Raw genomic sequence first — 24,811 nt, 5'->3', positions numbered from 1 at the left:
TGTTGAAAGGCGGGGCGGATGTTCGTACCCCTCAAGGAGGCCGTCGCCGGGACCTGTGGGGGCAAGGCCGGCGCGCTCGGCGCGCTGCTGCGGGCGGGCCTGCCCGTCCCCGACGGCTTCGTCGTCCCGTTCGGCGCCTACCTGGCCGCCGTCAGCGATCTCGACCTCGGGCGGTACGCCGCCGAGCCGGACGCCCAGGACGCGGCCCGCCGGGCGATCGAGGCCGGCCCGGCGCACCCCGGATTGACCGCCGCGCTGGGACACGCGCTCGGCGAACTCGGCGACGCGCCCATGGCCGTACGCTCGTCGGCGGCGGACGAGGACACCGGCCAGACCTCCGCGGCCGGCCGGTACGAGAGCTTCCTCGCCGTACGCGGGGCCGCCGTGGTCGCCGACGCCGTGCGTGCCTGCTGGGCCTCGTTGTTCTCGCCGCGCGCCCTCGGCCATCGGCCCTTCGACGACCTGAGGATGGCCGTCGTCGTCCAGCGTCACCTGGACGCCGAGGTCTCCGGGGTCATGTTCACCCCCTTCGAGCCGGACGACCCGGCCGAGATCGAGGCGTCCTGGGGCCTCGGTCCCAGCGTCGTCGGCGGGACGGTCACCCCCGACGCCTACCGCGTCGCCGCGGACGGAACGGTCACCCGTACCGTCGCCGACAAACGCACCCGGCTCGATCGGGACGGCGACCGGCTCGTCGTCCGCGACGTGCCCGCCGAGGCCCGGGAACGGCCGGCGATCGACGACGACACCGCCGTACGGCTCGCCGGGCTGGGCAGGCGGATCGCCGCCGAGCGCGGCGGGCCGCAGGACGTCGAGTGGGCGGTCGCCGACGGCCGCCTCTGGATCCTCCAGGCCCGCCCGATCACGGCCGCCCTCCCCTCACCGGCCCAGGCAGGTCCGGCGGGCGGCGGGGAACGTGGGGCGGCTGATCGAGATGAGGTGCTGGCGGGGACGCCGGGGAGCCGGGGAGCCGTCACCGGGATCGCGCGGGTCGTGCGGGGGCCGGACGACTTCGCGCGGGTGCGGCCGGGCGACGTGCTCGTCTGCCCCTTCACCGATCCGGCCTGGACGCCGCTGCTGCGCATCGCCGCCGGCGTCGTCACCGAGACCGGCGGCGTGCTCTCCCACGCGGCGATCGTCGCCCGCGAGCACGCCATCCCCGCCGTGCTCGGCATCCCGTACGCGACGAGCAGGCTCCGCGACGGCGCCGTCGTCACCGTGGACGGCACCGCAGGCACCGTCACGCCGGCCAACGCGTAACCGACCATCCCTGACGAAAGGAGAAGGGAGGCCGACCCCGTACGGACGCCGCCTCCCGACCGCCAATGGCGACCCGACACCTCTACCTGGCCCGGCACGGCGCCGCCGACGCCTTCGGGCAGCTCACCGACGCCGGCCGCCGGCAGGCCGGCCTGCTGGGCGAACGGCTGGCCGGCAGGCCGGTCGACGCCGTGTGGCACTCCCCGCTGCCGCGCGCCGCGGCCAGCGCGCGCGAACTGGCCCGGCACCTCCCCGGCGTGCCCGTGGCCGAGGCCGCCGAGCTCATCGACCAGGTGCCCTACGTGCCCGGCCCGGCCGAGACGCCGCAGTCCTGGGTCGGCTACTTCGACGGCTACGACGAGGCCGAGGCCGCCGCGGGCCACAGGCTCGCCAAGGCCTTGGTGGCCCGGTTCGCCGAGGCGCCCGGCCCGGCGGCGGACGGGCCCCCGTCCGACACGCACGAGGTGCTGATCACGCACGCCGGGCCGATCGCCTGGCTGGTACGGCACGCGCTGGACGCGCCGCCGGCCCGGTGGCTCGGGTTGAACAGCGCCAACACCGCGCTGACGATCATCGAGTACCGCACCGGCCTGCCGCCGACGATGGTGATGTTCAACGACCTGAGCCACCTGCCGGCCGACCTGCGCTGGACCGGCTTCCCGCAGGGCATGTGGCCATGAGGCAGGTGGCCCATCACCGAGGTGAACCGGTCAGGAGATGCTGCGTCCTTCCACCGCGTCGAGCACCAGCGGGCTCGGTCCGGCGTCGCCGCGTACGCCGAAGCCGTAGCGGTAGCCGGCCCTGACCTCGGGGTCCGACAACTTGGGCAGGTGTTCCAGCGTGGCCGCGGTGACGAGCTCCCAGCCGGAGCCGGTGTCGGCGTACATGGCGGCCCGCTCCCCCACCAGCGACAGCGCGAAGCGGCCGCCGTCGGGGATGGTGACGCCCTGCTTGACGCCGAAGACCGCCAGTCCGCCCGGCACCTGCGGGCCGCGTACCTCGAAGCCGGCGAACTTCTGGGTGTTGACGTAGAACGCCGCGATGTCGGTCTTGCCGTCCTTGACCAGGCCCGTGTAGACGGTGTCCATGTCGGTGGAGTCGCCCTGGAACTTCTTGACGGTGATCGCCGTGGCGAACGCCGGGTTGCGCGGCGAGACGCCCGACGACAGCAGCCCGAACCAGGACGCCGACGGGTGCCCGGCCGACAGCGCGCCGCCCGCGTACGTCACCTGCGGCAGCTCCTTGGCCTCCGGCTCCACCCGGTGCGCCTGGTAGTCGCCGGGCCGGTCGAAGCCGTCGGCCAGCTCCTGGTTGGCGAAGGCGTCGGGGGCCGGCGGCACGTACGCGGCCTGCGGCGGCAGCCGGAACGTCACCCGCCGCGCGTCTCCCAGGTAGGACGCGCACACGACCGGGTACTCCTGGTCGGCGGGCGCGTACGCGGTCAGCGCGGTCTCGAACGTGCGGCTCTCGCCCGTGCGCAGCCCGGTCACCCGCAGCGCGGACGGGTCCACGCCCACGCCGTCGCAGGCGGACAACGTGACCTTGCCGGCCATCGGCAACACGTCCCGGTTGGTGACGGTGAAGGTGACCTTCGAGCCGACCCGGCCGCGTTCGGCGGTGGACGCGCTCACCTCGACGTTGCGCCGCTCCAGGCCGGGCACCGCCGCCGCGGCCAGGCTCAGCCGGTCGAGGTCGTACGAGCCCGCCCAGTCGGAGCCGACCGAGCCGCGTACCCACACCTTGACGCGGGAGATCGCGGCGCGCGGGGCCCAGCGGGACAGGTCGAGCGTGAGCCGGTTCCAGCCGAGCGCCGGGTCGATCGTGCCGGTCCCCTCGGCGACCGCGCCGCCGCGGCCGTACGCGCGGACCTTGGCGGTGAAGACGTTGCCCGGCTTGAAGCCGGCGGCGGCGTCGGCCGGCACCCGGACCGACACCGACAGCTGCGGCGTGCGCGAGGCGTCGAGCGGCGTGCCGAACAGCACGTCCGCGCCCTTGTACGACTTGGCGTACCGCGACCAGCCGGGCAGGTCGCGGTCGAAGCGCACGCGCAGCGCGTGCCCGCCCTCGACGGCCAGGCGCTCGACGGCGGCGGCGTTGTCCGAGGGCCGCCAGCCGCCGGTGTCGGTCTCGAAGCCGGAGATCACGCGCTCGGCCACGGGCCGGGCGCCGAGCTGGGTGCCCACCACGGCGGGCGGCTTCCTGACGGCCAGCTTGGCGGGGTCGAAGCCGGGGATGACGTCCTTCCAGTCGGAGATGCCGATGATCTTCTTGGCGAACTCGGTCACCTCCAGCGACCGTTCGGTGTCGATGGCGGCGAACACCTCGTGCAGCGGCTTGCGCTCGCCCGCGTTGGAGGGCGCGCTGTGCTCCTCGTCCCACGTCCACAGGCCGAGCCGCAGGCCGCCCTCCTGCTTGTGGTCGACGTGCCGGTGCAGGATGAAGGAGTCGATGCCGTCGGCGAAGGCGATCTTGTAGTAGGCGTAGGCGTAGGCCGCGGCCTGGAGCTCAAGCTCCTTGGCGGAGTAGTCCTGGGAGTTCAGACCCTGCTCGGAGAGGATCACCCGCCGCCGCTGTCCGCCGTAGGTGAGGTGGTCCTGGGCGAGGTAGCGCGGCAGCAGCTCGATGTTCTTGAACGTGATCCGCATCGTGTCGAAGCTGTCCGTGGCGGTCTTGTCGTTCCAGAACGCCGGGTTGAACAGGTTCTCCGGATAGGGGTGGTAGGCGATGTTCCAGTCGAAGTCACCCTGGCGCTTGGTCAGCGCGTTGAGCCCGTCGACCACGTCGCGGCCCTTGTAGGTGTACTTCGGGTCGTCGTTGGCCGCGCCCGTCCAGAAGTGCGTCAGCGAGGTGTAGACGCGGGCGGCGGCGTCGGCCTTGCGCACGGCCTGCCAGGTCAGCCGCATGGCGCGGGCGTACTGGTCGAGGAACACGTCGCGGTCCTGGCGGCCCATGTTGTACCAGAACTGCTGGGCGTCGATCTCGTTGCCGACGATCCAGCCCCACGCCCGGCCGTAGCGGCCGTCGGCCTGGCTGTAGCGCTGGGCGAAGAACTCCATCGCGGCGGTGAAGTGCGCCTCGCCCTCGGCCGTCTTGGTGTTGAACGCGTACACCGTGCCCTTGCCCAGCTCGGCGTCGGGGTGGATGAGCGTGCGGGCGGCGGAGTTGGGGGCGCCGCTGTTGTAGACCAGCACGATCATGTTGACCAGCACGCCGTTGTCGGACAGCGGCTTGACCTGGGCGTCGAGCCCGGCGACCGCGCCACGGTCGAAGTAGTACGTCTTCCCCTGCGAGACGAACTCGATGGTGTTGCCAGGGGCGCCGGGCCCGGCCATCATGACGGAGTCGAGCGCCAGGTTGATGCCGGCGTGCTGGACGCCGATCTCCTCGGCGTCGTCGGTCATCTGAACCTGAAGCCCCTTCTTCCCCGGTATCTCGGGATAGGGGGTCCGGTTGGCGGCGGCGAAGCCGAGCTTGTCGGCGTAGTGCACCTCGCCGAGCGGCCCGTCCGCGCCGACCGCGAGGAACTTGTCGTAGAGCCGGTCCTGGTCCCCGTCCATCCGGGGCACCTCGACGCGGAACTCGCCGGCCTCGACGGTCGCGACCGGCTTCTCCCCGGCGGGTGTGTTCTGCCAGGTGTCCAGCGCGTACAGCTCGGCCGGTCCGGGGGCGGTGCCGGTGACGACGATCGTGCTCTCGCCGACCTCGACACCGCTCACCCCGCCGGTCTCAGCGCCGGTTCCCGCGGACGCGGGCCCGCTCACGGCCAGCATCGGCACGGCCAGCGCCAGGGCGATCAACATTCGCATGGTCATCTCCTACTTGGCCCAGTCCTCGTCGCCCCAGGCGTTCTTCTTGATCCCGGCCTCGATGCCGCGCTTCCACCACTTGTCCAGGTCGGTCAGCTCCTCCTCCAGCGAGCGCCGGCCGAGCAGGTAGCCGTCGAACACGTCGCGGAAGGAGGTCCCCTCCGGGCCGCCCGGCAGAGCCACCACCCGGAACGGCTTGCCCCACTCGCCCTCCAGCAGCCCGGCGGTCTCGGCCGACGGCTCGACGCCCTCGATGGCGGGCAGGCCGCCGGTCGCGTCCAGCCAGGGCTTGATCGCCGGGGAGCTCATGTACTGCAGGAACTTGACCGCCGCCGCGTACTTCTCGCCCTTGACGGTGGAGGGGATCATGTAGCTGGTGCCGCCGATCGAGGCGCCGTAGCGGGCCGGGGCCTCCGACGACAGCGGCGTGCTCTCCTTGGTGATCGTCGGGAACGGCATCGTGCCGAGCGGGAACTTCGCGTCCGTCTTCAGCGCCTCGACGGCGAAGTCGGTGCCCCACGACATGGCGGCCTTGCCGGAGACGAAGTCGCGGTAGCCCACGGTCGCGCCGCCGTCGGCCACACCCGTCCAGTTCGGCGTGCCGCAGTCGAAGAACTCCTTGTAGATCTTGAGCGCCTCGGCCACCTCGGGGGTCTTGGTGGTGAGCGTGCCTTCCTTGATGGCCTTGCTCATCGACTTCTCGGTCACGGTCGGCGCCTTGCCGGGCTTGCCGGTGGCGTCGAAGAAGTTCCAGTCGTCGTAGTACTTGTCGATGAGCTGGGTGCTGACCGCCTCCCACGTCCAGCCGGTGGCCAGGCCGCCCTTGTCGAGGGCGACGGGGTCGTAGCCGGCCGCCTTGAGCTTGGCGCAGGCGCCCTTGAAGTCCGCCCAGGTGGCCGGGGGCCCGTCGAGGCCCGCCTTGGCGAAGGCGTCCTTGTTGTAGAACAGGCCGATGGCGACCAGGTTGAACGGGACGTACTCCAGCTTGCCGCTCTCCTTGCTCAGCGCCTTGGAGACGCCGGGGCCGTAGTACTCCTTCCTGAAGACGTCGATCCAGCGCTGGTTGCCCGCCACGTACGGGTTGGGCTTCTGCAGCTCGTCGTCGAGCGCGTGCACCTCGTGGGCCTTGTGCGGCGGCTGGTTGAAGACCAGCTCGGGCGCGGTGCCGGCGGCGAGCTGGGTGGTGATCGTCTGCATGAAGCCGTCGAGGGGCAGCACCTGCGTCCTGACCTCGATGCCGGGTTCGCGCTTCTCGAAGGAGTCGACCAGCGCCTCCCATGCCGGTCCGAAGCTGCTGCCGCTCGCGTTCCACTGGTTGGGGCCGGCCAGGGTGATGGTGACCTTGCCGCCGCCGTCCGGGGCGTCCGTCCCGCCGGTGCCGAGCAGGCCGCAGCCTGTCAGCGCGAGCAGCATGGCCGAGGCCGCGAGCCCGCTCTTGGGGGGTGTTCTCATCGGGATACGGGTCCTTTCTAATTGATACGTTTCAATCGAGCACGCGGCTCACTTGCCGGAGACGATGCCGCCCTGGATGCCCGCCAGGAACCACTTGGACAGGAAGGTGAACAACACCACCAGCGGAAGGCTGGCCAGGACGTAACCGGCGAACAGCGGCCCCCATTGCTGGGCGTTCTGGTTGGCGAAGAAGGCCAGCCCCGCGGGGATCGTCCGGTAGGTGTCGGTCTGCACGGTGAGCAGCGGCCAGAAGTAGTCGTTCCACACGCCCAGCACGGTCATCAGCGCCACGGTGCCGATCACCGGCCGGGCCAGCGGCAACATGAAGGCCAGGAACAGGCGGACCCCGCCCGCGCCGTCCACCCGCGCCGCCTCGAACATCTCCTCGGGGATCTGCGCCATGTACGTGCGCATGACGACGATCCCGAAGACCGTGTTCGCGGTGACGTGCGGGATGATCAGCACCAGCCGGCTGTCGAGGATGCCGAGGTCGCGCATCAGCACGAAGAGCGGGATCAGGCTGGTGATCGAGGGCACCATCAGCAGCGCCGCGACCATCCCGAACAGCACGCCGCGCCCCGGGAAGCGGTAGCGGGCGAACACGAACGCCGCGGCCGGGGCCAGCACCATCGTCCCGGCGATGGCCAGCACCGCCACCACGAACGAGGTGAACAGGTACGGGCTGACCTGCTCCCAGGCCGCCGCGTAGTTGTCCAGGTGCAGCGGCCAGGCCGGCGACCAGTAGCTGGCGAAGAACTGCTCGTTGTCCTTGACCGAGGCGGCCAGCATGAACAGGTACGGGAACAGCCCGGCGAACGCCAGCACCGCCAGCACGCCGCCGGCCACCAGGTCGGTCCTTCTGGTACGGCTCACGATCCGGACCTCCTGCCGAGCATCAGCGCGACGAGGCTCACCCCGAGGGTCAGCGCGAACAGCACGGTGCCGAGCGCGGCGGCGTACCCCCAGCTCGTGTCCACGAAGGCGGCGTCGAGCATGCGCAGCACCGGCACCTGCGTGGCGTTGTCAGGCCCGCCGCGGGTCATGATGTGGGCCTGCATGCCGTACTGGAGCACCGAGATCACCGCCAGCACGAACAGCAGCTTGACGTCGCGGAACATCATCGGCAGGTCGATGCTCCAGAAGCGGCGCAGCCGGCCGGCGCCGTCCACCTCGGCGGCCTGGTAGATCTCGGCCGGCACGTTCTGCAGCGCCGACAGGAAGACCAGGAACGGCAGGCTCGCCACCCACGGGAAGCCGATCGTCATCAGCGCGACGAGCGCCGTGCGCGGGTCGCCGATCCAGTTGCCGGCCAGCCCGTCCAGGCCGGTCGCGCGCAGCAGGCTGTTGACGACGCCGTCGCGCGGGTCGTACATGAACTGCCACAGCAGCACGTTGACCACGGCGGGGAAGGCCAGCGGGAGGATGAGCAGGGTGCGGAAGACGAAGCGCAGCCGCTCACTGGACAGCGACATCACCAGCTCGGCGGCCAGCAGCGGGAACACCCACATGAGCGTGACGGCCCAGACGAAGATGATCCCGACGTTGCGGAAGGAGGCCCACCACAGGTCGTCGCCGAGCATCGTCAGGTAGTTCTCCAGGCCGACGAACGGCGAGTCGAAGCCCGGCCGCCACTCGTACAGCGAGTGGATCATGCCGTTCAGCGCCGGGTAGTAGGCGAACGCCGCGAGCAGGGCGAAGGTGGGAAGGAGGACGAGGTAGACGCCCCACGGGATCCGGCGGCGCGCTTTCATGCTGGTCACGATCGAACTGCCTCTCAGCCGTCACAGGGTCCGGAACGCGTACGAGCCGGAGCCGACCCGGTAGACCGCGTCCCCGTCGTCGAGGCGGTCGAAGGTCACGCCCGCCGCCTCGCCAGCCGGCCGGCCGCCCTCGGTCACCCGCTCCGGCGGCGCGGGCACGTGCACCTCGGCCCGGGTGTTGGGCGGCACGACCACGTCCAGGGCGAAGCCGTCGTCGGCCAGCCGCCAGGAGATCTCCACCTGGCCGTGCCGGGTGCGGTGGGCGGTGCGCGCCCAGCCGATCCCGCCGCCGGGGCGGGGGCGTACGACGATGTCGGCGTAGCCGGGCGAGCCGGGGGCGAGGCCGCCGACCGTCCGGTACATCCAGTCGCCGACCGCGCCGTAGGCGTAGTGGTTGAAGGAGTTCATGCCCGGGTCCTGGAGGCCGCGGTGGTGGCTCCAGGAGTCCCAGCGCTCCCACATCGTCGTCGCGCCGCCGTGCACGACCGGGTAGAGCCAGGACGGGAAGGTGTCCTGCGTCAGCAGCCGGTAGGCCACGTCCAGCCGCCCGGTCGAGGTGAGGGCGTCCAGCAGGTACGGCGTGCCGAGGAAGCCGGTCGACAGGTGGCCGCCGCGCGCCTCGATGTCGCGGACCAGCCGGGCCGCGGCCCTCGGCAGCTCGTGCTCCTCCAGCAGCCCGGCCGTGATGGCCAGCACGTACGCGGTCTGCGTGCCGCTAGCCACCACGCCGGGCCCTTCGACGAAGGTGGCGCGGAAGGCCCGCCGTACCCGCTCGTACAGCTCCAGGCAGGCCCGCTCGTCGGCGTCGCGGCCGAGCGCGGCGGCGAGCCCGGCGAGCTGCCGGGCCGACAGCGCGAAGATCGCGGTGCCGACGAGCCGTTTGGGGGTCTCGGCGCCGATCGACAACCAGTCGCCGAACCCCTCCTCGGGGAAGATCCCGCCGTCGGAGCGTTTGTCCAGGTACGCCAGCCAGCGCGACATCGGCTCGAAGCAGGCCGCGACCAGCTCCGCCTCGCCGCGCAGCCGGTGCAGCGCCCACGGCAGCTTCACCAGCGCGTCGCCCCAGCCGGGCGAGCCGGCCTCCTTGGGGTTGGGCGACAACCCGCGGCCCGACAACACGTCGGGCACCACGTGCGTGACCGCGCCGTCGTCGCCCTGCGCGGCGATCACGTCGGTCAGCCAGCTCCGCAGGAACGCGGCGGCGTCGTAGTTGAACAGCGCGGTCGGGGCGAAGGCCCAGATGTCGCCGGTCCAGCCGAGCCGCTCGTCCCGCTGGGGGCAGTCGGTGGGGACGGCCAGGAAGTTGCCCCGCTGCCCCCACACGATGTTGCGCTGGAGCCGGTCGAGCCGCTCGTCGGAGCAGGTGAACTCGCCCGCCGGCTCCATCGCGGCGTAGGCCACCCGGGCGGTGACCGCCTCGGGGGCCGCGCGCAGCCCCGAGATCTCGGCGTAGCGGAAGCCGTGGAAGGTGAACCTCGGCTCGAACGTCTCGGCCTCCTCGCCGCGCGGCAGGAACTCGTCGGTCGCGCGGGCCGAGCGCAGGCTGGCCAGGTGGAGCCCGCCGTCGTGGTCGAGCACCTCGGCGTGCCGCAGCACGACCGGGCGGTCGCGGGCGGCGCGGACGGTGAGCCGGACCCAGCCGACCAGGTTCTGCCCGAAGTCGGCGATCCACACACCGGGCCGCTGCTCCCACAGCGCCACCGGCTCGATCTCCTCGTGCACCCGGATCGGCGGCGCGACGGAGGCGGTCAGCCGGCCCGCGGGCGGGCTCACCGGGACCGCGGGCGCCCAGCCGGAGTCGTCGAACCCGGCCGCCGTCCAGCCGAGCGGCTCGGCGGCCAGGTCCTGGCGCTCGCCGTTCTGCAGGTCGGCGTACCGGATCGCGCCCGAGCCCGCCCGCCAGTCGGCGTCGGTGCGCAGGCGGGTACGGGTGCCGTCCTCGTGCAGGATCTCCAGTTCGGCGCGGAAGGCCAGGCGGCGGCCGTACTGGAAGGAGCCGAACCAGCTGATGTTGCCGGCGTACCAGCCGTCGGCCAGGACCGCGCCGATCGTGTTGTGTCCCTCCGACACCAGGGCCGTCACGTCGTAGGTCTGGTATGTCACCCGATCGCGGTAGTCGGTCCAGCCCGGGGCCAGATGGTCGGCGCCGACCCGGGTGCCGTTCAGGTGGATCTCGTAGACGCCGAGCGCGGTGGCGTACAGCCTGGCCCGGCGCACCGGCGACGGCACGCCGAACTCGCGCCGCAGGTACGGGCTCGGCCGGTCGCCGACCGGTTCGCGGCCCAGCGGCGGGTCGCCGTGCAGCCCGACCTCCTCGGCCAGCCGCCAGTCCGCGTCGTCGAACCCGGGCTGCTCGAACCCGTCGCCCGGCCGGTCCTCGGCCCGCCACCGGCCGCCGGAGGTGACGGTCACCGTGCTCTCGCCGGCCACGGGCACGAGCTGCGGGAGCGCCGGCCGTCCCTCGACCACGACCTCCAGCCGTACGCACAGGCCCGAGCCGGTGGCCCTGATCGCCAGCACGTTCTCGCCCGAGGCCACCAGGTCGCCCGCGTCGGCCACGAACGCCCCGTCCCGCCGCTCCCCCGCGACCGGCGTGCCGTTCACGTACGCCTCGATCTCGTCGCCGCCGCCGATCACCAGCCACGCCGACAGCGGCCGGGCGCCGCCCGGCACCGAGAACCGCGTCCTGAACGCCCCGGACGGCGAGTCCGAGGGCCCGAGCGGGCCGGCGACCCAGATGCGCGGCACGTTCTCCAGCGACGGCAACCGCTCCGAACCGGGCACCACCGGGGTGCCGATCCAGCCCGCCATCCATCCGCCGGCCTCGCCGAGCCCGGTCTCGAACCAGTGCGCCGGGCTCCAGCCGGACCACTCACCGCTCTCGTCGGCCACCTTGACCCGCCACTGGTAGCGCGTCCTCGGGCGCAGCTCCGCGCCGCCGTACGGGAGGCCGTACGTCGCCGCCGAGGCCACGACGCCGCTGTCCCAGACCGGCTCGGCCCCCTCATCAACCGGGTCGCACTCCTGCCCCACGACCAGCCGGTACGCGCTCTGGGCCCGTCCCCGTCCGGCCCCGGTGATCCGCCAGGAGAACTCCGGCGCGCTCACGTCGAGGCCCAGCGGTTCGGCCAGTCCTTCCACGCGCATGTCGGTCACGGCGAGATGCATCAGAGGGGCTCCCCGAGTAGTTGAAACATTTCAAGCACTGGGCACGGTAGGCATCCCGAGGTATTCCCGTCAATGCCTCGGAACCAGATGCTCACATCACGGACGTTCGACTGAAACATTTCAACCAGTAGACTGGCAGTCTCTGCCAGGTGATCAGAAGGGGCTGTCCACCGGTGACCGACATCCTCAAGCCGGCCGGGCGCCGCCGGCTCAGCATGGTCGACGTCGCGGCCCATGCCGGCGTGTCCGTGGGAACGGTCTCCAACGTGCTCAACCGGCCCGAGCTGGTGGCCGAGCGCACGCTGCGCCGGGTGCGTGCCTCCATCAAGGCGCTCGGGTTCGTGCCCAGCGCGCCGGCCCGGCAACTGCGCGGCGGCTCCGGCCGATCCGTGGGCGTCATGGTGCGCGACATCGGCAACCCGTTCTTCAGCGAGGTGCTGCCCGGCATCGAGACCAGGTTGTCGCAGGAGCAACTGCTCCTGGTGTTGTGCAGCTCCGGCGACTCGGCCGAGAAGGAGGCCCACTACCTGCAGATCCTGGAGCAGCACCGGGTGCCCGGCATCCTCATCACACCCGCCGGGCCAGACATCTCCCATCTGGTGGAGCTGCGGGCGCGCGGCGTCGGCATGGTGCTGCTCGACCGGCCGGGCGCCGACGCCCAGCTCTGCGCGGTGGCGGTCGACAACGTCAGGGGCGGCGAGCTGGCCGGGGCCCACCTGCTCTCGCTCGGCCACCGGCGCATCGCCTTCCTCAACGGGCCGCCGATCGTGCGGCAGTGCGCCGACCGGCGCGAGGGGCTGAACCGGGCGGTGCGCGCCGCCGGGCTCGACCCGGACGAGGTGATCACCGAGGTCACGCTGCCCGCGCTGACGCCGCGTGAGGGCGAGGCGGCGCTGGAGCGGCTGCCCGCGCGCAAGGGGCCGACGGCGCTGTTCTGCGTCAACGACACGGTGGCGCTGGGGGCGCTGCGCGGGCTGGAGCGGCGCGGCGTGCGCGTCCCGCACGACATGGCGGTCCTGGGCTACGACGACGTGGAGTTCGCCGAGCTGCTGTCGCCGTCGCTGACCTCGGTCCGCCAGCCCAAGCACCAGCTCGGCCAGGCGGCGGCCGAGCTGCTGCTCACCGACGCCCGCGGCGACGTGAACCACTGGCACCAGGAGATCGTCTTCCAGCCGGAGCTCATGGCCAGGGCGTCGACCGTCCCTCAGTGACGTTTCAAATCGGGCTGCCGCAGGAAATCGGGTCTTGCTCGGCGAGCTTCTGGGCCTCATTGTTGAGACGTTTAAATCCAGGAGGTCCCATGCGTTGGGTTGCCCGTCTCGCCGCCGCCCTGTTACTGCTCCTTCCCGCCGCTCCAGCCGTCGCGGCCGCCGCGCTGCCGTACCCGGTCCGGTCCGACTACCGCATCAAGGGTCTGCAACCGGATTTCTGGCCCGACAAGAACGAGATCGCCGGCAACAACGCCGGCGGCGTCGCCATGAACCTCATCTGGGCCGAATGGGAGCCCAGCGTCAAAGCGCCGCCGTGCGCGGCGGGCGCGCAGGAGTTCGGCGGTCGCTGCTACACCGTCAATTCCGCCGTCGACGCCGCCATCAAGGACTGGACCGCCCGCGGCCTGGTCGTCACCGCCGTCGTCTACGGCACCCCGGCCTGGGCGCGTCACACCCGTCCCTGTACGCCGGCCGCCCCCGGGTTCGAGAAGTTCTGCGTGCCCGACGACCCCGCCGAGTACGGCCGCTTCGCCGGCATGCTGGCCCAGCGCTACGACGGCCAGCACGGCAACGGCCGCATCGCGGACTTCGTCGTCATGAACGAGGTCAACAGCAACACCTGGTTCGACATCGGCTGCGGCCAGGGCACGGCGTGCGACACCACCGCCTGGCTGGACGCCGTCGCCGCGAACTACAACGCCGCCTACGACGCGGTCATGGCCCAGCAGTCCACGGCGAAGGTCCTCACCTCGCTCGACCACTACTTCGGCACCGCCTACGACCAGCCGGCCGCCTACGAGGCCAAGCTGTCGGGCATGACCGTGCTCAAGGGCCTGGCCGCGCGGGCGGGCAACCGGGCCTGGCGGGTCGCCTACCACCCCTACCCGCCCGACCTGCTGGCGCCCGGGTTCTCCGCCGACGACTTCCCGCGCGTCACGTACGGCAACATCGGCGTGCTGGTGGGCTGGCTGCGGCAGCAGTTCCCGAACACGCCCTCGGCCTGGCAGGTGCAGCTCACCGAGAGCGGCGTGAACTCGTTGTCGCCCTCGTCGGAGGCGGCGCAGGCGTCCCAGCTGTGCAACACCTTCCGCAACGTCCTCGGCACGCCGGGCATCGAGAGCTACATCTGGCACCGCATGAGCGACCACCCGGACGAGACGGCCGCCGGCCTGGGCGTGGGCCTGCGCCGTACCGACGGGTCGGCCAAGCCGGCCTGGTCCACGTGGGCGCTGGCCAACCGGGCCGACCTGTCGCCGCCGCAGCTGTCGTGCGGCTTCGAGCTGCTGCCCCACACCCAGCTCCGCCGCGGCTACCAGTCGAGCAAGGGGCACGTCGCCAGCTCCCGGCTGCTGCCGCCCGGCTTCACCCAGGAACGCGTCTGGAAGCTGCTGCGTAACCAGGCGGCCGGCACCGTGCCCCTGTACGAGTGCAAGGTCGGCGCGCACACCATGCTCACCCGCGACCCCGGCTGCGAGGGGCAGTTCCCGATGGGCCCGGTCGGGCACATCTACACCAGCCAGGTGTCCGGCACCGTCCCGCTGTACCGGTGCCGGGCCGCCGGCGGCGACCACCTCGTCACCGACCAGTCGACCTGCGAGGGCCTGACCCGCGAGCAACTCCTCGGCTACGCCCTGACCTGACCCTGACCTGGCTGACCGGGCCGGTGGCCGTCCGCGCGACGGCCACCGGCCCGGCGGCTACCCGGTCTTACCGGGTCTCGCGGGGCGGATCAGGGTGAGGTCGTCGACGTCGAAGTTCGCCCCGGTGAACACCAGGTACAGCCGGGCCGTGCCGGCCGGGACGCCGGTCAGCGCGGTGGAGACATCGGCGTAGGACTCCCAGCCGCCGGTGTTCGGCACGGTGACCGCGCCGAGCACCGGGCCGGTCGGGGACCCGGCGCGGATCTCGAAGCCGCCCGACGGTCCGGGCGAGGCGACCCGGGCCCTGACGGCGGTGACGCCGGTGAGGTCCACGTCGTAGGCCGCCCAGTCGCCGGGGTTGACGTAGCCGAGCACCGTGCCGCCGTGCGCGGGCGCGTGCGGGTACGTGGCCACGCCACTGGCCTGCGCCCAGGTCTCCGCCTGGACGACGGTGTCGCCGGTGGGCGGGCCGAGGTCCTTGATCCGGATGTTGCGGAACGCCACCTCGTCGCCGTCGCCGTGGTTCTGGATGCCGATGTGCCCGTTCCTCAGCGAGCGGGCGGGGTCGGTGTTGGTGAAGTCGTTGATCCGCACGCCGTTGAGGAAGACCTGGAGGCGCTCGCCCTCGACGCGGATCTCGTAGGTGTTCCACTGCCCCGGCGGGTTCAGCGCGGCGTCGCGGGCGGCGGTGTCGGCGGCCTTGAACCCGTAGACCGAGCCGGTGGTCCGGTCAGGGGCGTCGGTCGCGTCGATCTGAATCTCGTAGCCGTTGTCCACCGCCGACGCCGGGTCGGTCGAGGGCGGGAAGCCGACGAAGACGCCGGAGTTGTCGTCACCGGCCAGCTTCCAGTCCAGTTTGAGGGAGTAGGAGGTGGTGTACTCCTTCGCCTTGTACCAGAGCAGGCCCATGCCGCCCTGCGAGGTCAGCGTGCCGCCGGCGTTGGCGAAGCTGCCGGGACCGGCCTGCTCCCAGCCGGTGGTCGAGCCGTTGTAGAGGGCGGTGTACCCGCTCTCGGGGCGGCAGTCGGCCTTCGCCTCGCCGGTGGCGTAGGCCAGGCCGCCGCGCAGGTGCTGCCGGAAGGCCGGCTCGGCGAAGGACTCCGCGGTGTGCCCGCCGCCGGTGTAGAAGGACCGCCCTCCGTCGTACGGCTTGCACCAGGCGATCGGGTGGTCGGCGCCCATCGTGCCGCCCGAGTAGGTGGACTCGTCCAGGGTGGCCAGTACGTGGGCGCCGGTCCTGGCGTTGGTCCGGTAGTCGTACCATTCGTCCGTACGCTGCCAGGCGGCGTCCAGGTGGGCGGTGGCCGGGTTCGCCCGGTCCTCGACCTTGACCGTCGCCTTCTGCACGGCCGGGTGGGCGGCGAACCAGGCGCCGGCGAGGCCGCCGTACCAGGGCCAGTCGTACTCGGTGTCGGCCGCCGCGTGCACGCCCGCGTAGCCGCCGCCCGCCTTCACGTACGTCTCGAACGCGGTCTGCTGCGCGGCGTCGAGCACGTCACCGGTGGTGTTGAGGAAGACGACCGCCTTGTAGGCGGCCAGGTTCGCCGCCGTGAACGCGGCCGGGTCCTCGGTGGCCGTCACGGTGAACCCGAGTTCCCTGATGGCCTGCACGCCCGCGGCGATCGAGTCGTGCCGGAACCCCGCCGTGCGGGAGAAGACCAGGACGGCGGCGCCCCCGGCGGCGGGGGTCGCCGTCGTGAACCTCTGGCTCGCGCCGCCGGTGCACGCCCTGATGACGAGCTGGGCCGGGTCGGCGGCGTCGAGGCACTTGCCGAGCGCCTTCAGCGCGCCGCCCTCGGCGGTCCACTTCTGCGCGCCGGTGCCGTTGCAGGTCCAGATCTGCACCTTGGTGCCGTCGGCGCTGTTGGCGCCGGCCACGTCGAGGCACTTGCCGAGCGCCTTGACGGTCTGGCCGTCGATGAGCCAGCTCTGGGCGTTCGTGCCGTTGCAGGTGTAGAGCTGCACCTTCGTGCCGTCGGCGGTGGCGGCTCCGGCGACGTCCACGCACCTGCCGTCGGCGGCGTGGATCGGGCCGACGGCCAGGGCCGCCTTGTCCAGGGTGAAGTCGTCGAGGGCGAACGGCGCCCCGGCGCCGCCGGTGAAGACCAGGTAGAGCGTGGTGGTCGCGGCCGTCGCGCCGCTCAGCGGGGCCTGCACGTCGGTGAAGGTCTCCCAGCCGCCGGTCACCGGGACGGCGGCCTTGCCGAGCAGGGGTCCGGTCGGCGAGCCCGCGCGCACCTCGATCGAGCCGCCGACGCCGCCCGAGGAGACCCGCGCCCTGAACGTCCTGGCGTCGTCGAGCCGGTAGGGCTGGAAGGCGATCCAGTCGCCGTTGTGCACGTCGCCGACCGTCTTGCCGCCGTGCGCGGCCGCCTTGGCGATCTGCGAGACGCCGGACATCGTCGCGTAGTGCTCGGCCTGGCGGTGGCGCGGCTGGAGGATGTGCTGGGTGTGGGTGGTCAGGCCGCCCTTGTCGGTGTACTCGGCGTCGAACACGGCGAAGATGTTGGCCGCGTCGTCGTGCTCGCCGTCGGCCGGGATCGTCAGCTCGCCCGAGCAGCCGTTCTTGGAGGTGATCTGGTGGCCGTGGCTGTCGTGGCCGAGCACGTACGTCATCTTGACCTTGGCGCAGTCGACGGCGGTGTCCTCGGGGTCGGTCACGGTGATCGTGAACGGCACGGTGTCACCCCAGGTGAACAGCGTTCCGGGGGCGGGCGTCCCGATGGTCACGGTGGGGGCGGTGTTGCCGGCCGTGATGACCACGCTTGCCGTGCCGGCGTTGCCCTGCGGGTCGCGTACGGTGAGCGTGGCGGTGTACTCGCCCTCGGTGGTGTAGGTCTTGGAGGGGTTGGCCGCGGTGGAGGTGCTGCCGTCGCCGAAGTCCCAGGCGTAGGTGAGGGCGCCGCCCTCGGGGTCGGCGGACCCGGCGCTGGAGAACGCCACGGTGAGCGGGATCTTTCCGGAGGTCTTGTCCGCCCCGGCGACCGCGACCGGCGAGCGGTTCCTGTCCTTGATGTACTCGACGCGGTAGAGCGCGGAGTTGGCGTCGCCGCCGAAGTACCCGGAGCCGTAGTCGAGCACGTAGAGCGCGCCGTCGGGGCCGAACGCCAGGTCCATGACCTGGGTGCCGGTCCAGGGGAAGGCCGCCATCGCCCCGCGCGAGCCGTCGGCGGCCACGTCGATGGCCTTGATCCACTTGCGGCCGAACTCGCCGGCGAAGAAGTGCCCGTCGAGGTCTTGAGGGAACTTGACGGCCGAGTTCAGGGCGGCGTCGTACCGGTAGAGCGGGCCGCCCATCGGCGACTCCGAGCCGCCGCCGAACTCGGGCGGTGAGCCGGCGTCGCCGCCGTACCTGATCCAGGCGGCCTTGGCGGGCGGGAGCTTGGCCAGGCCGGTGTTACGCGGCGAGTCGTTGGCCGGGCCGCCCGCGGCGCAGTCGTACTTCTGGCCGGAGGGGCCCGAGGGGAAGGTGTAGTCGTTGTAGGTCTCGGTCAGGGTGTTGGTCCCGGTGCAGTACGGCCAACCGTAGTTGCCGGGCCCGGTGACGCGGTCGAACTCGACCTGCCCGGCGGGCCCGCGGTTGGGGTCGGTGCTGCCGGCGTCGGGGCCGTAGTCACCGACGTAGACCACGCCGGTGGCCTTGTCCACGGTCATCCTGAACGGGTTGCGGAAGCCCATGGCGTAGATCTCGGGCCTGGTCTTCGCGGTGCCCGGCGGGAAGAGGTTGCCCGCGGGGATCGTGTAGGTGCCGTCGGCCGGGTTCACCTTGATACGCAGGATCTTGCCGCGCAGGTCGTCGGTGTTGCCGGCGCTGCGCTGGGCGTCGTAGACGGGGTTGCGGCCGGGCCGCTCGTCGATCGGCGCGTAGCCGGCCGAGTCGAAGGGGTTGGAGTCGTCCCCGGTCGACAGGTACAGGTTGCCCTGGGCGTCGAAGTCCATGTCGCCGCCGACGTGGCAGCACATGCCGCGGTCGGCGGCCACGTCGAGCACGGTCCGCTCGGAGGCCGTGTCGAGCGTCCAGTCGGCCTTGACGGTGAACCTGGCCAGGCGGTTGACGCCCTGCCAGGCCGACCAGTCCGTGCCGGTCGCGGGCGCGTCGCCGGCCGGGGTGCTCAGGCGGGGGGCGTAGTAGAGGTAGATGGTCCGGTTGGTGGCGAAGCCGGGGTCGGCGGCGACGCCCTGCAGGCCCTCCTCGTCGTGGGTGTAGACCGGCAGCGTGCCGACCACGGCGGTCTGGCCGCGGGCGTCGGTACGCCGCAGCGTCCCGTCGCGCGCGGTGTGCAGCACCGACAGGTCGGGCAGCACCGCCATGGTCATCGGCTCGCCCATCTCGGCGACGCCTTTGGCCAGCTCGACGCGCTGGTAGTCGGCCGGGTCGATCACGGCGTGGGCCTGTGCGGGCGCGGCCACGGTGAGCGTGGTGAGCACGGTCGCGCCCGACATGGCCAGGAGTAAGGCGCTGGTCCGCGCCACCCATCGGGAGGCACGGCTGAACCTGCTGGGGGACATCGCGGAGGTTCCCTTTCACTTGGGGGGTGGGCCGGGAAGGAAAGGCTTCCATTGGCTGACGATCGAAGAACCTTCGTAAATCCGGAGATTAGAACCGGCTTTTGATGATTGTCAACGAAAGTCCGCCAAGTCCCAGACGTAACGGTCCTCCGGAACGACGAAGGCCGCCCCGGCCCTGGACGAGGGCGGGGGCGGCCTTCTGGACGTTCAGCCGGCCAGGCTGCTGTCCACCGCGTCGGGGGCGAGGACGTTCTCCAGCACCATGACGGCCGCCCCCACGACGCCGGCCCGGTCGCCCAGCTCGCTGACCTGGATGCGCAGGTGCTGCGTGGCCAGCGGGAGCGAGCGCTTGTAGATCGCCTCGCGGACCCCGGCGAGCAGGTGTTCCCCCGCGTCGGCGAGGTCGTCGCCGCCCTCGATCGCCGCCGGGTTGAAGAAGTTCACGATCGTGGCCAGCACGTCGCCGATCTCGCGGCCCGCCTGGCGGACGAGCTGGGCGGCGTCGCGGTTGCCCGCGCGCAGCAGGGTGACGACGTCCCGGCCGCCCTGGGCGGGCACGCCCGTCGAGGAGATGCGGGCGGCCAGCGCGGCCCCGCCCGCCAGGGCCTCCAGGCAGCCCACGTTGCCGCAGTGGCACAACACGTCGTCGCCGGCGGTGGCGACGCGGATGTGCCCGATGTCGCCGGCCGCGCCCTGGGCTCCCCGGTGGAGGCGGCCGTCGGAGATCACGCCGCAGCCGATGCCCGTACCGATCTTGACGAAGACGAGCTGGCCGGCCTCCTGCCGGCCGGCCCGCTGCTCGCCGAGCGCCATGATGTTGACGTCGTTGTCGACGAAGACCGGCGCGCCCAGCCGCTCCCCCAGCCACTCGGGCACCGGGAAACGGTCCCAGCCCGGCATGAGCGGCGGGTTGACCGGACGTCCCGTGGAGTACTCGACGGGCCCCGGCAGGCGGATGCCCGCGCCGCACACGTCGGCCAGGTCGCGCCCGCTCTCCTCCAGCAGCTCGGCGAACGTGCGCGCGAGCCGCCCGAGCGTCGCCTCCGGACCCCGGCCGATCGGCACGTCGGCGGTCCGCTCGGCCAGCACCGCGCCGCCGAGGTCGGTGAGCGCGACCCGCTCGTGCATGACCCCCAGGTCGGCGGCCAGGACGAGCCGCGCCGTACGGTTGAAGGCGAACATCGCCGCCGGACGCCCGCCCGAGGACACGACGTCGTCGGCGGGCAGCACCCAGCGGTGGCGCAGCAGCGCGTCGAGTCGTTGCGAGACCGTGGAGCGGGCCAGGCCGGTGAGCTGAACCAGCTCGGTCCGGGTGCGCGGGGGTCCCTCCCGCAGCAGGGAGAGCAGCGCGCCGGCCCCCGCCGTCGCGCCGTGGAGCGTGTCCAGAGTCAACACCAGCCTCTCCGCCGATGACGGCAGCCACTTCAGAGGCTTCCAAGTCTATCTACGACGGCAAAAACCATACTTATGGCTGACCATCGGCAAAAGTGATGGAGCTAGGACGCCAGCGGGAGCCGCAACACGAACCGGGCGCCGTCCGGGTGATCGGCCACGAAGAGGTCGCCCCCGTAGGCGTGGGCGATCTCGCGGGCGATCGGCAGGCCGAACCCGGAGCCGCCGGAGTCCAGGGCGCGTGCCTGGTCCTGGCGGTACAGCCGGTGGAAGATGCGCTCCCGCTCCTCGCGCGGGATGCCCGGCCCGTCGTCGACGACCTCCAGCACCGCGTACGGCGGGGCGGCGGCGACCACGAACTCGATCCTGCTGGTGGTGTGGCGCTCGGCGTTGGCCACCAGGTTGGACAGCAGCCGGGCCAGCCGCACCCGCGAGGCCCGGACGACCACGTCCTGCTCCAGCCGGGTGACGACGGCGGCGCTGGGCGGGTGGGTGTCCAGCTCCTCCACGACCAGGCGGGCGAGGTCGACGAGGTCGGCGCCGGGCGGCGGGGCGGTGTACAGGCGGGCCAGGGCGAGCAGGTCGCCGACGATGTCGTTGAGGCGTTCCGCGTCCCGGTGCAGGCTGTGCAGGGTCCGGCGCAGGTCGGCTTCGGGGTCGGACAGCGCCTCCTCCAGCTCGGTCAGCAGGCCCGTGATGGGGTTGCGCAGGTCGTGGGCGGCGTCGAACACGAACCGCTGCTGGTGCTCGATCGTCTCGTGCAACATCGAGACCTTCTGCTGCTCCTGGCGGTAGGCCTGGTGGAGCAGCGCGTTCGGCTTGAGCGGGCCGGAGACGCGCCCGCCGGGCGGGACGTTCGCGGGGCGTCCGCGTTCGAGGGCGCCGGTGATCTCGCCGAAGACGACGACGATCGTGCGCACCTCCCCCGCCGGGTCGAGCACGGGCGCGTTCGTCAGGCGCCAGTGGCGCTGGTCGGGCGGCTCCCAGTCGTGCCGCAGCAGCGGTACGACGTCGCCGACGCCCGTACCGGCCACCCGCTCCAGCGAGGCGCGCAGCTTCGCCGCCCCGGACCCGCTCAGGTCGCCGAGGACCGGCGGCTCGCCCAGCAGGCCGCGGCCGACGATCTCCTCCCGGTCCTGGCCGGTCATCCGCAGGTACGCGTCGTTGACGGCGAGCACGACCTGCCCGCGCGTGAGCACCACGCAGGGACACGGCAGTGCCTCGAATGCCGCCTGGTAGTCGACCGACGCTCCCATCACCGGGTCCCCCTCAGCCGCCATCTACCCTCACAGGGCCCTTGACATGCGGGAACGCCATCCGGTTGTCATTCTCATTCTCGATAGTGATAACGTATGAAACGTGAGGATCTCGACAGAGCGCTGGGCCGAGCTGGCGCTGCATCCCGTGCGCATCCGCATCCTGCGCGCCGTCGCGGGCGGCCACCGTACGGCCTCCGACCTGGCGGGCCTGCTGCCCGACGTGCCGCAGGCGACGCTCTACCGGCAGATCGCGACGCTGGCCAAGGCCGGGCTGCTGGAGGTGGTCGAGGAGCACAAGGTCGGCGGAGCGACCGAACGGGTGTACGCGGTGCCCGAGGGCGGCGTCACCCCGTCCCCCGAGGCGCTGGCCTCGGCGACCCCGGACGATCACGCGCGGTGGTTCACCGCGTTCGCCGGGAGCCTGCTGTCGGAGTTCTCGCGCTACCTCGACCGGGATCACGTCGACCTGGCGGCCGACGGCGCCGGCTACCAGCAAATGGTGCTGCACCTGGACGACGAGGAGTTCATCGCTTTCGCGCAGGGGTTCGCCGAGCTGGTGCGGCCGCTGCTGGCGAACGAGCCGGGAGGAGGGCGTACGCCACGGCTGCTGGCGACGGTCCTGCTCCCCCTGAAGGAAGGCTGAGCTGTGGCGACGGTAATGGTCAACGAGGGTCGGGTCACCATCGGACTCGGCCGCTGGGAGCGGCTGCTCGCCGGTCGCGGCGGGTACGTCTTCCCGCTCGAGGCGGTGCGGGAGGTGCGGGTCGCCGGGGAGCCGCTGCGCGTTCCGCGCGGCGCGCGGCGGGGGCTCGCCGTGACGGGTCACACCAAGATCGGTGTGTGGGGCCTGTACGGCGGCCCGCGGCAACTCGTGTCGGTCACCCGCGACGTCCCGGCGGTGCATCTGCTGCTGGACCGCGCCGCGGCCGGCGGCGAGTTCGACGAGGTGGTCATCTCGCTCCCTGACGCGGCCCGGGTCGCCGCGACACTCCGGGCCGTGGTCGCGTGACCGGCGTCGAGGTCCGCGACCTCACCAAACGGTACGGCTCCTTGACCGCGGTCGACGGCCTCAGCTTCACGGTCAGGCCGGGCGCGGTCACCGCGTTCCTCGGCCTGAACGGGGCCGGGAAGACCACGACGATGCGGATGATGGTCGGCCACATCACCCCCACGCGCGGCGGCGTGACCATCGGCGGGCGGCGTTACCGCGACCTGCCGCGCCCGACCACGGTGGTGGGCGCGATGTTCGACGCCGCGTCCTTCCATCCCCGGCATTCGGTCAAGGACCATCTCCGGATATATGCCGCGATGGGCGGTCATCCTGACGGGCGGGTCGACGACCTGCTGGGCCTGGTGGGCCTGGCCGGGGCCGCCGGGCGGGCGACGGGCGCCCTGTCGACCGGCATGCGCCAGCGGCTCAACCTGGCCACCGCCCTGCTCGGCGACCCGCGCGTGCTGCTGCTGGACGAGCCGGGCAACGGGCTCGACCCCGAGGGGGCCGCCTGGTTGCGCTCGTTCCTGCGCGGGCTGGCCGCCGAGGGCCGTACGGTCCTGGTGTCCAGTCACGTGCTGGCCGACGTGCAGCAGGTCGCCGACGACGTGGTGGTCATCGGGCGAGGGCGGCTGCTGGCCGCCGGGCGCCTGCGGGAGTTGTGCGGCGCCGAGCCGGACGTGCTGGTACGCACCCCCGACGCCGCCGGGCTGCGCGCGGTCCTGGTGGCCGAGGCCGAGCTGGTGGAGCTGACCGGGCCGCACGACCTGCGGGTCCGCGGCCTGGCTCCGGCGCGGGTGGCCGAGCTGGCCGCGGCCCACGGGCTGCCGGTCCGGGGCCTGACAGCCGAGCAACCGACCCTGGAGCGGCTGTTCCTCGGGCTCACCGGGGCGGCGGCATGAGGGCCTTCGTCCGGGCGGAGTTCCGGCGGCTGCTGGCCACGCGGATGTGGTGGGCCATGCTGCTGGTGGCCGTCCTGCTCGGGGGCGGGCTGATCGGGCTGCTGGCCGTCGTCGGGCCGGAGAACTTCGAGCCGCCGATGCCGGGGCTGCACACGGAGGCGGGGGTGCGGGCCGTCCTGGGGTTCCTGGGGTTCACGGCCTTCGTCCCGGCCGCGGTCGGCACGCTCGCCGTGACGTCGGAGTACCGGCACCGCACGGTGAACTTCACGTTCCTGTTCGCGCCGGACCGGTGGCGGGTGCTGGTGGCTAAGCTCGTCACCTACGCCGTGGCGGGCCTGGCGTACGGGCTGGTCCTGGCCGGGTCGGCCGGCGCGGCGCTGTTCGGCGCGGCCGCGGCCCGCGGCGTCGGGCTCGGGCTGCCCGCCGCGACGATCGTGGAGCTGCTGGCCCGGCTGGCGGTGGCGATGGCGGTCTACGTGGTGCTCGGCGTGGGGCTGGGGGCGCTGCTGCGCCACCAGGTCGCCGCGCTGTGGGTGGTGATCGGCTACCTGTACGGCGGGGAGCTGCTGCTGATCATGATCCCCGGGGTCCGGGAGCTCTACCCGTGGCTGCCCGGGGGCGCGACCTCGGCGCTGACGGACTTCACCGCCGTGGCCGACGCGCTGGCCGCGCAACTGTCCAGCGAGCCGGTACGGCTGCTGTCCCCGGCGGCCGGAGCCCTGGTCCTGCTGGCGTACGCGGTGCTGGCGAGCACGGCAGCCGTCCTGCGGCCGTTGCGCCGCGACGTGGCCTGACCGGGAACATTCGTCCAATCCGGCGGGCGGCGGGGGCGGCCACAGTGTCGTCATGAAGACTTCCCTAGAGGTCCACACCTCCGCCGTCCGGACGGGCGCGCGGCGCGCGGGAGGGCGACGCAGGCGCCGCCTCGTCGTCGCGGGCCTCCTCCTGGCCGTCGCCGGGCTGCTCCTGGTGAACACGCTGACGGTGTCGGGCCAGGAGGCCGCGGCCACGGGCGAGTCGATCGTGCCCGTCGACGGCGGCGGCCTGTACGTCCGCCAGGACGGCCCCGCCGGCGCCCCGGCGCTCGTGCTGATCCACGGGCTGGCCGGATCGACCCGCTGGTGGGACGTGGCCGGCCACTCCACCGGCGGCTCGGTCGCCACGGCGCTCGCCGAGCAGCGGCCCGGCCTGGTGAGCGCGCTCGCCCTCATCGACGCCGGGCCCCGCCTCGACGCCTTCATCTCGGACGGTTTCGTCGGACAGTTGCTGTTCGTGCCCGTCGCCGGGCAACTGCTGTGGCGCCTGCGCACCGTCGAGCTGCTGCCCGGGGTCGGGCACTCCCCCATGCTGGAGGAACCGTCCCGGACGGCGGCCTCTCTCCTGGCCTTCACCACGGCCCACGACGTCCGGGCGGACGCGACGGCCGGGTGAGCCACGGGCGCGAGGGCCGGGGTGCGGTCC

17 protein-coding genes are annotated in these 24,811 nt (G+C 72.5%); 9 read left to right on the top strand and 8 right to left on the bottom strand.

All coding sequences use genetic code 11. The features are described 5' to 3' along the window. Nucleotides 1-18: 18 nt before the first annotated feature. Both DMB42_RS12485 and DMB42_RS12480 read left to right on the top strand, forming a co-directional pair. A complete protein-coding gene (locus tag DMB42_RS12485; RefSeq protein ID WP_125633959.1) occupies nt 19-1,260 on the top strand; it encodes a PEP/pyruvate-binding domain-containing protein in 1,242 nt (413 codons plus the stop codon). A gap of 65 nt (nt 1,261-1,325) precedes the next feature. Further along, nucleotides 1,326-1,940: a histidine phosphatase family protein gene (locus DMB42_RS12480; RefSeq protein WP_125633957.1), complete on the top strand. Its 615-nt coding sequence runs from the start codon at nt 1,326-1,328 to the stop codon at nt 1,938-1,940. Between the two features lie 30 nt (nt 1,941-1,970). Here the strand turns inward: DMB42_RS12480 and DMB42_RS12475 are convergent, their stop codons facing one another. The 5 genes from DMB42_RS12475 to DMB42_RS12455 are packed head-to-tail and all read right to left on the bottom strand — an operon-like array spanning nt 1,971 to nt 11,446. Next, nucleotides 1,971-5,066 carry a DUF5722 domain-containing protein gene (locus tag DMB42_RS12475; protein ID WP_260477651.1) on the bottom strand — a complete coding sequence of 1,032 codons (3,096 nt, stop codon included), beginning with the start codon at nt 5,064-5,066 and terminating at the stop codon, nt 1,971-1,973. 9 nt (nt 5,067-5,075) lie between these two features. Further along, a complete protein-coding gene (locus DMB42_RS12470; RefSeq protein WP_125633953.1) occupies nt 5,076-6,518 on the bottom strand; it encodes an ABC transporter substrate-binding protein in 1,443 nt (480 codons plus the stop codon). 48 nt (nt 6,519-6,566) lie between these two features. Next, nucleotides 6,567-7,391, bottom strand: coding sequence for a carbohydrate ABC transporter permease (locus DMB42_RS12465; RefSeq protein ID WP_260477650.1), 825 nt, complete (start codon nt 7,389-7,391; stop codon nt 6,567-6,569). Next, nucleotides 7,388-8,269 carry a carbohydrate ABC transporter permease gene (locus DMB42_RS12460; RefSeq protein ID WP_125634795.1) on the bottom strand — a complete coding sequence of 294 codons (882 nt, stop codon included), beginning with the start codon at nt 8,267-8,269 and terminating at the stop codon, nt 7,388-7,390. Before DMB42_RS12460 ends, DMB42_RS12465 begins: the two co-directional genes overlap by 4 nt. A gap of 30 nt (nt 8,270-8,299) precedes the next feature. Beyond that, the gene (locus tag DMB42_RS12455; RefSeq protein ID WP_125633951.1) at nt 8,300-11,446 is read right to left on the bottom strand and encodes a glycoside hydrolase family 78 protein; all 3,147 of its coding nucleotides are present in this window, start codon (nt 11,444-11,446) and stop codon (nt 8,300-8,302) included. A 173-nt stretch (nt 11,447-11,619) separates the two neighbouring features. Between DMB42_RS12455 and DMB42_RS12450 the strand changes: the two genes are divergently transcribed. Then, nucleotides 11,620-12,657 (top strand): LacI family DNA-binding transcriptional regulator, encoded by a 1,038-nt coding sequence (locus tag DMB42_RS12450; protein ID WP_260477649.1) that lies wholly within the window; start codon nt 11,620-11,622, stop codon nt 12,655-12,657. Between the two features lie 89 nt (nt 12,658-12,746). Further along, a complete protein-coding gene (locus DMB42_RS12445) occupies nt 12,747-14,297 on the top strand; it encodes a DUF5722 domain-containing protein (RefSeq protein ID WP_221762113.1) in 1,551 nt (516 codons plus the stop codon). 57 nt (nt 14,298-14,354) lie between these two features. Here the strand turns inward: DMB42_RS12445 and DMB42_RS54925 are convergent, their stop codons facing one another. From DMB42_RS54925 to DMB42_RS12430, 3 genes are all read right to left on the bottom strand, one after another. Then, complete coding sequence (locus DMB42_RS54925) at nt 14,355-18,806, bottom strand: ThuA domain-containing protein (protein ID WP_125633949.1); 4,452 nt, start codon at nt 18,804-18,806, stop codon at nt 14,355-14,357. Nucleotides 18,807-19,013: 207 nt separating this feature from the next. After that, nucleotides 19,014-20,201: an ROK family transcriptional regulator gene (locus tag DMB42_RS12435; protein WP_221762112.1), complete on the bottom strand. Its 1,188-nt coding sequence runs from the start codon at nt 20,199-20,201 to the stop codon at nt 19,014-19,016. Between the two features lie 101 nt (nt 20,202-20,302). Then, on the bottom strand, nt 20,303-21,478 hold the full coding sequence (locus DMB42_RS12430; protein WP_125633947.1) for a cell wall metabolism sensor histidine kinase WalK: 1,176 nt from the start codon (nt 21,476-21,478) through the stop codon (nt 20,303-20,305). A 79-nt stretch (nt 21,479-21,557) separates the two neighbouring features. On the opposite strand from DMB42_RS12430, the gene DMB42_RS12425 reads away from it, so the two are divergent. The 5 genes from DMB42_RS12425 to DMB42_RS12405 are packed head-to-tail and all read left to right on the top strand — an operon-like array spanning nt 21,558 to nt 24,781. Beyond that, nucleotides 21,558-22,100, top strand: a complete 543-nt coding sequence (locus tag DMB42_RS12425) for a helix-turn-helix domain-containing protein (RefSeq protein WP_125633945.1) — start codon at nt 21,558-21,560, stop codon at nt 22,098-22,100. A 3-nt stretch (nt 22,101-22,103) separates the two neighbouring features. After that, nucleotides 22,104-22,466, top strand: a complete 363-nt coding sequence (locus DMB42_RS12420; protein ID WP_125633943.1) for a hypothetical protein — start codon at nt 22,104-22,106, stop codon at nt 22,464-22,466. Then, nucleotides 22,463-23,350, top strand: coding sequence for an ABC transporter ATP-binding protein (locus DMB42_RS12415; protein ID WP_125633941.1), 888 nt, complete (start codon nt 22,463-22,465; stop codon nt 23,348-23,350). Before DMB42_RS12420 ends, DMB42_RS12415 begins: the two co-directional genes overlap by 4 nt. Further along, nucleotides 23,347-24,144, top strand: coding sequence for an ABC transporter permease (locus tag DMB42_RS12410; RefSeq protein WP_125633939.1), 798 nt, complete (start codon nt 23,347-23,349; stop codon nt 24,142-24,144). The genes DMB42_RS12415 and DMB42_RS12410 overlap by 4 nt, the downstream gene beginning before the upstream one ends. A 52-nt stretch (nt 24,145-24,196) precedes the next feature. Continuing rightward, the gene (locus DMB42_RS12405; RefSeq protein ID WP_125633937.1) at nt 24,197-24,781 is read left to right on the top strand and encodes an alpha/beta fold hydrolase; all 585 of its coding nucleotides are present in this window, start codon (nt 24,197-24,199) and stop codon (nt 24,779-24,781) included. Nucleotides 24,782-24,811 lie beyond the last annotated feature (30 nt).

The sequence above is a fragment of the Nonomuraea sp. WAC 01424 genome, from assembly GCF_003947315.1.
Classification (GTDB): domain Bacteria; phylum Actinomycetota; class Actinomycetes; order Streptosporangiales; family Streptosporangiaceae; genus Nonomuraea; species Nonomuraea spiralis.
Note: the sequence above shows the minus strand (reverse complement) of the source record. Positions and strands in the feature narration are given on the sequence as shown.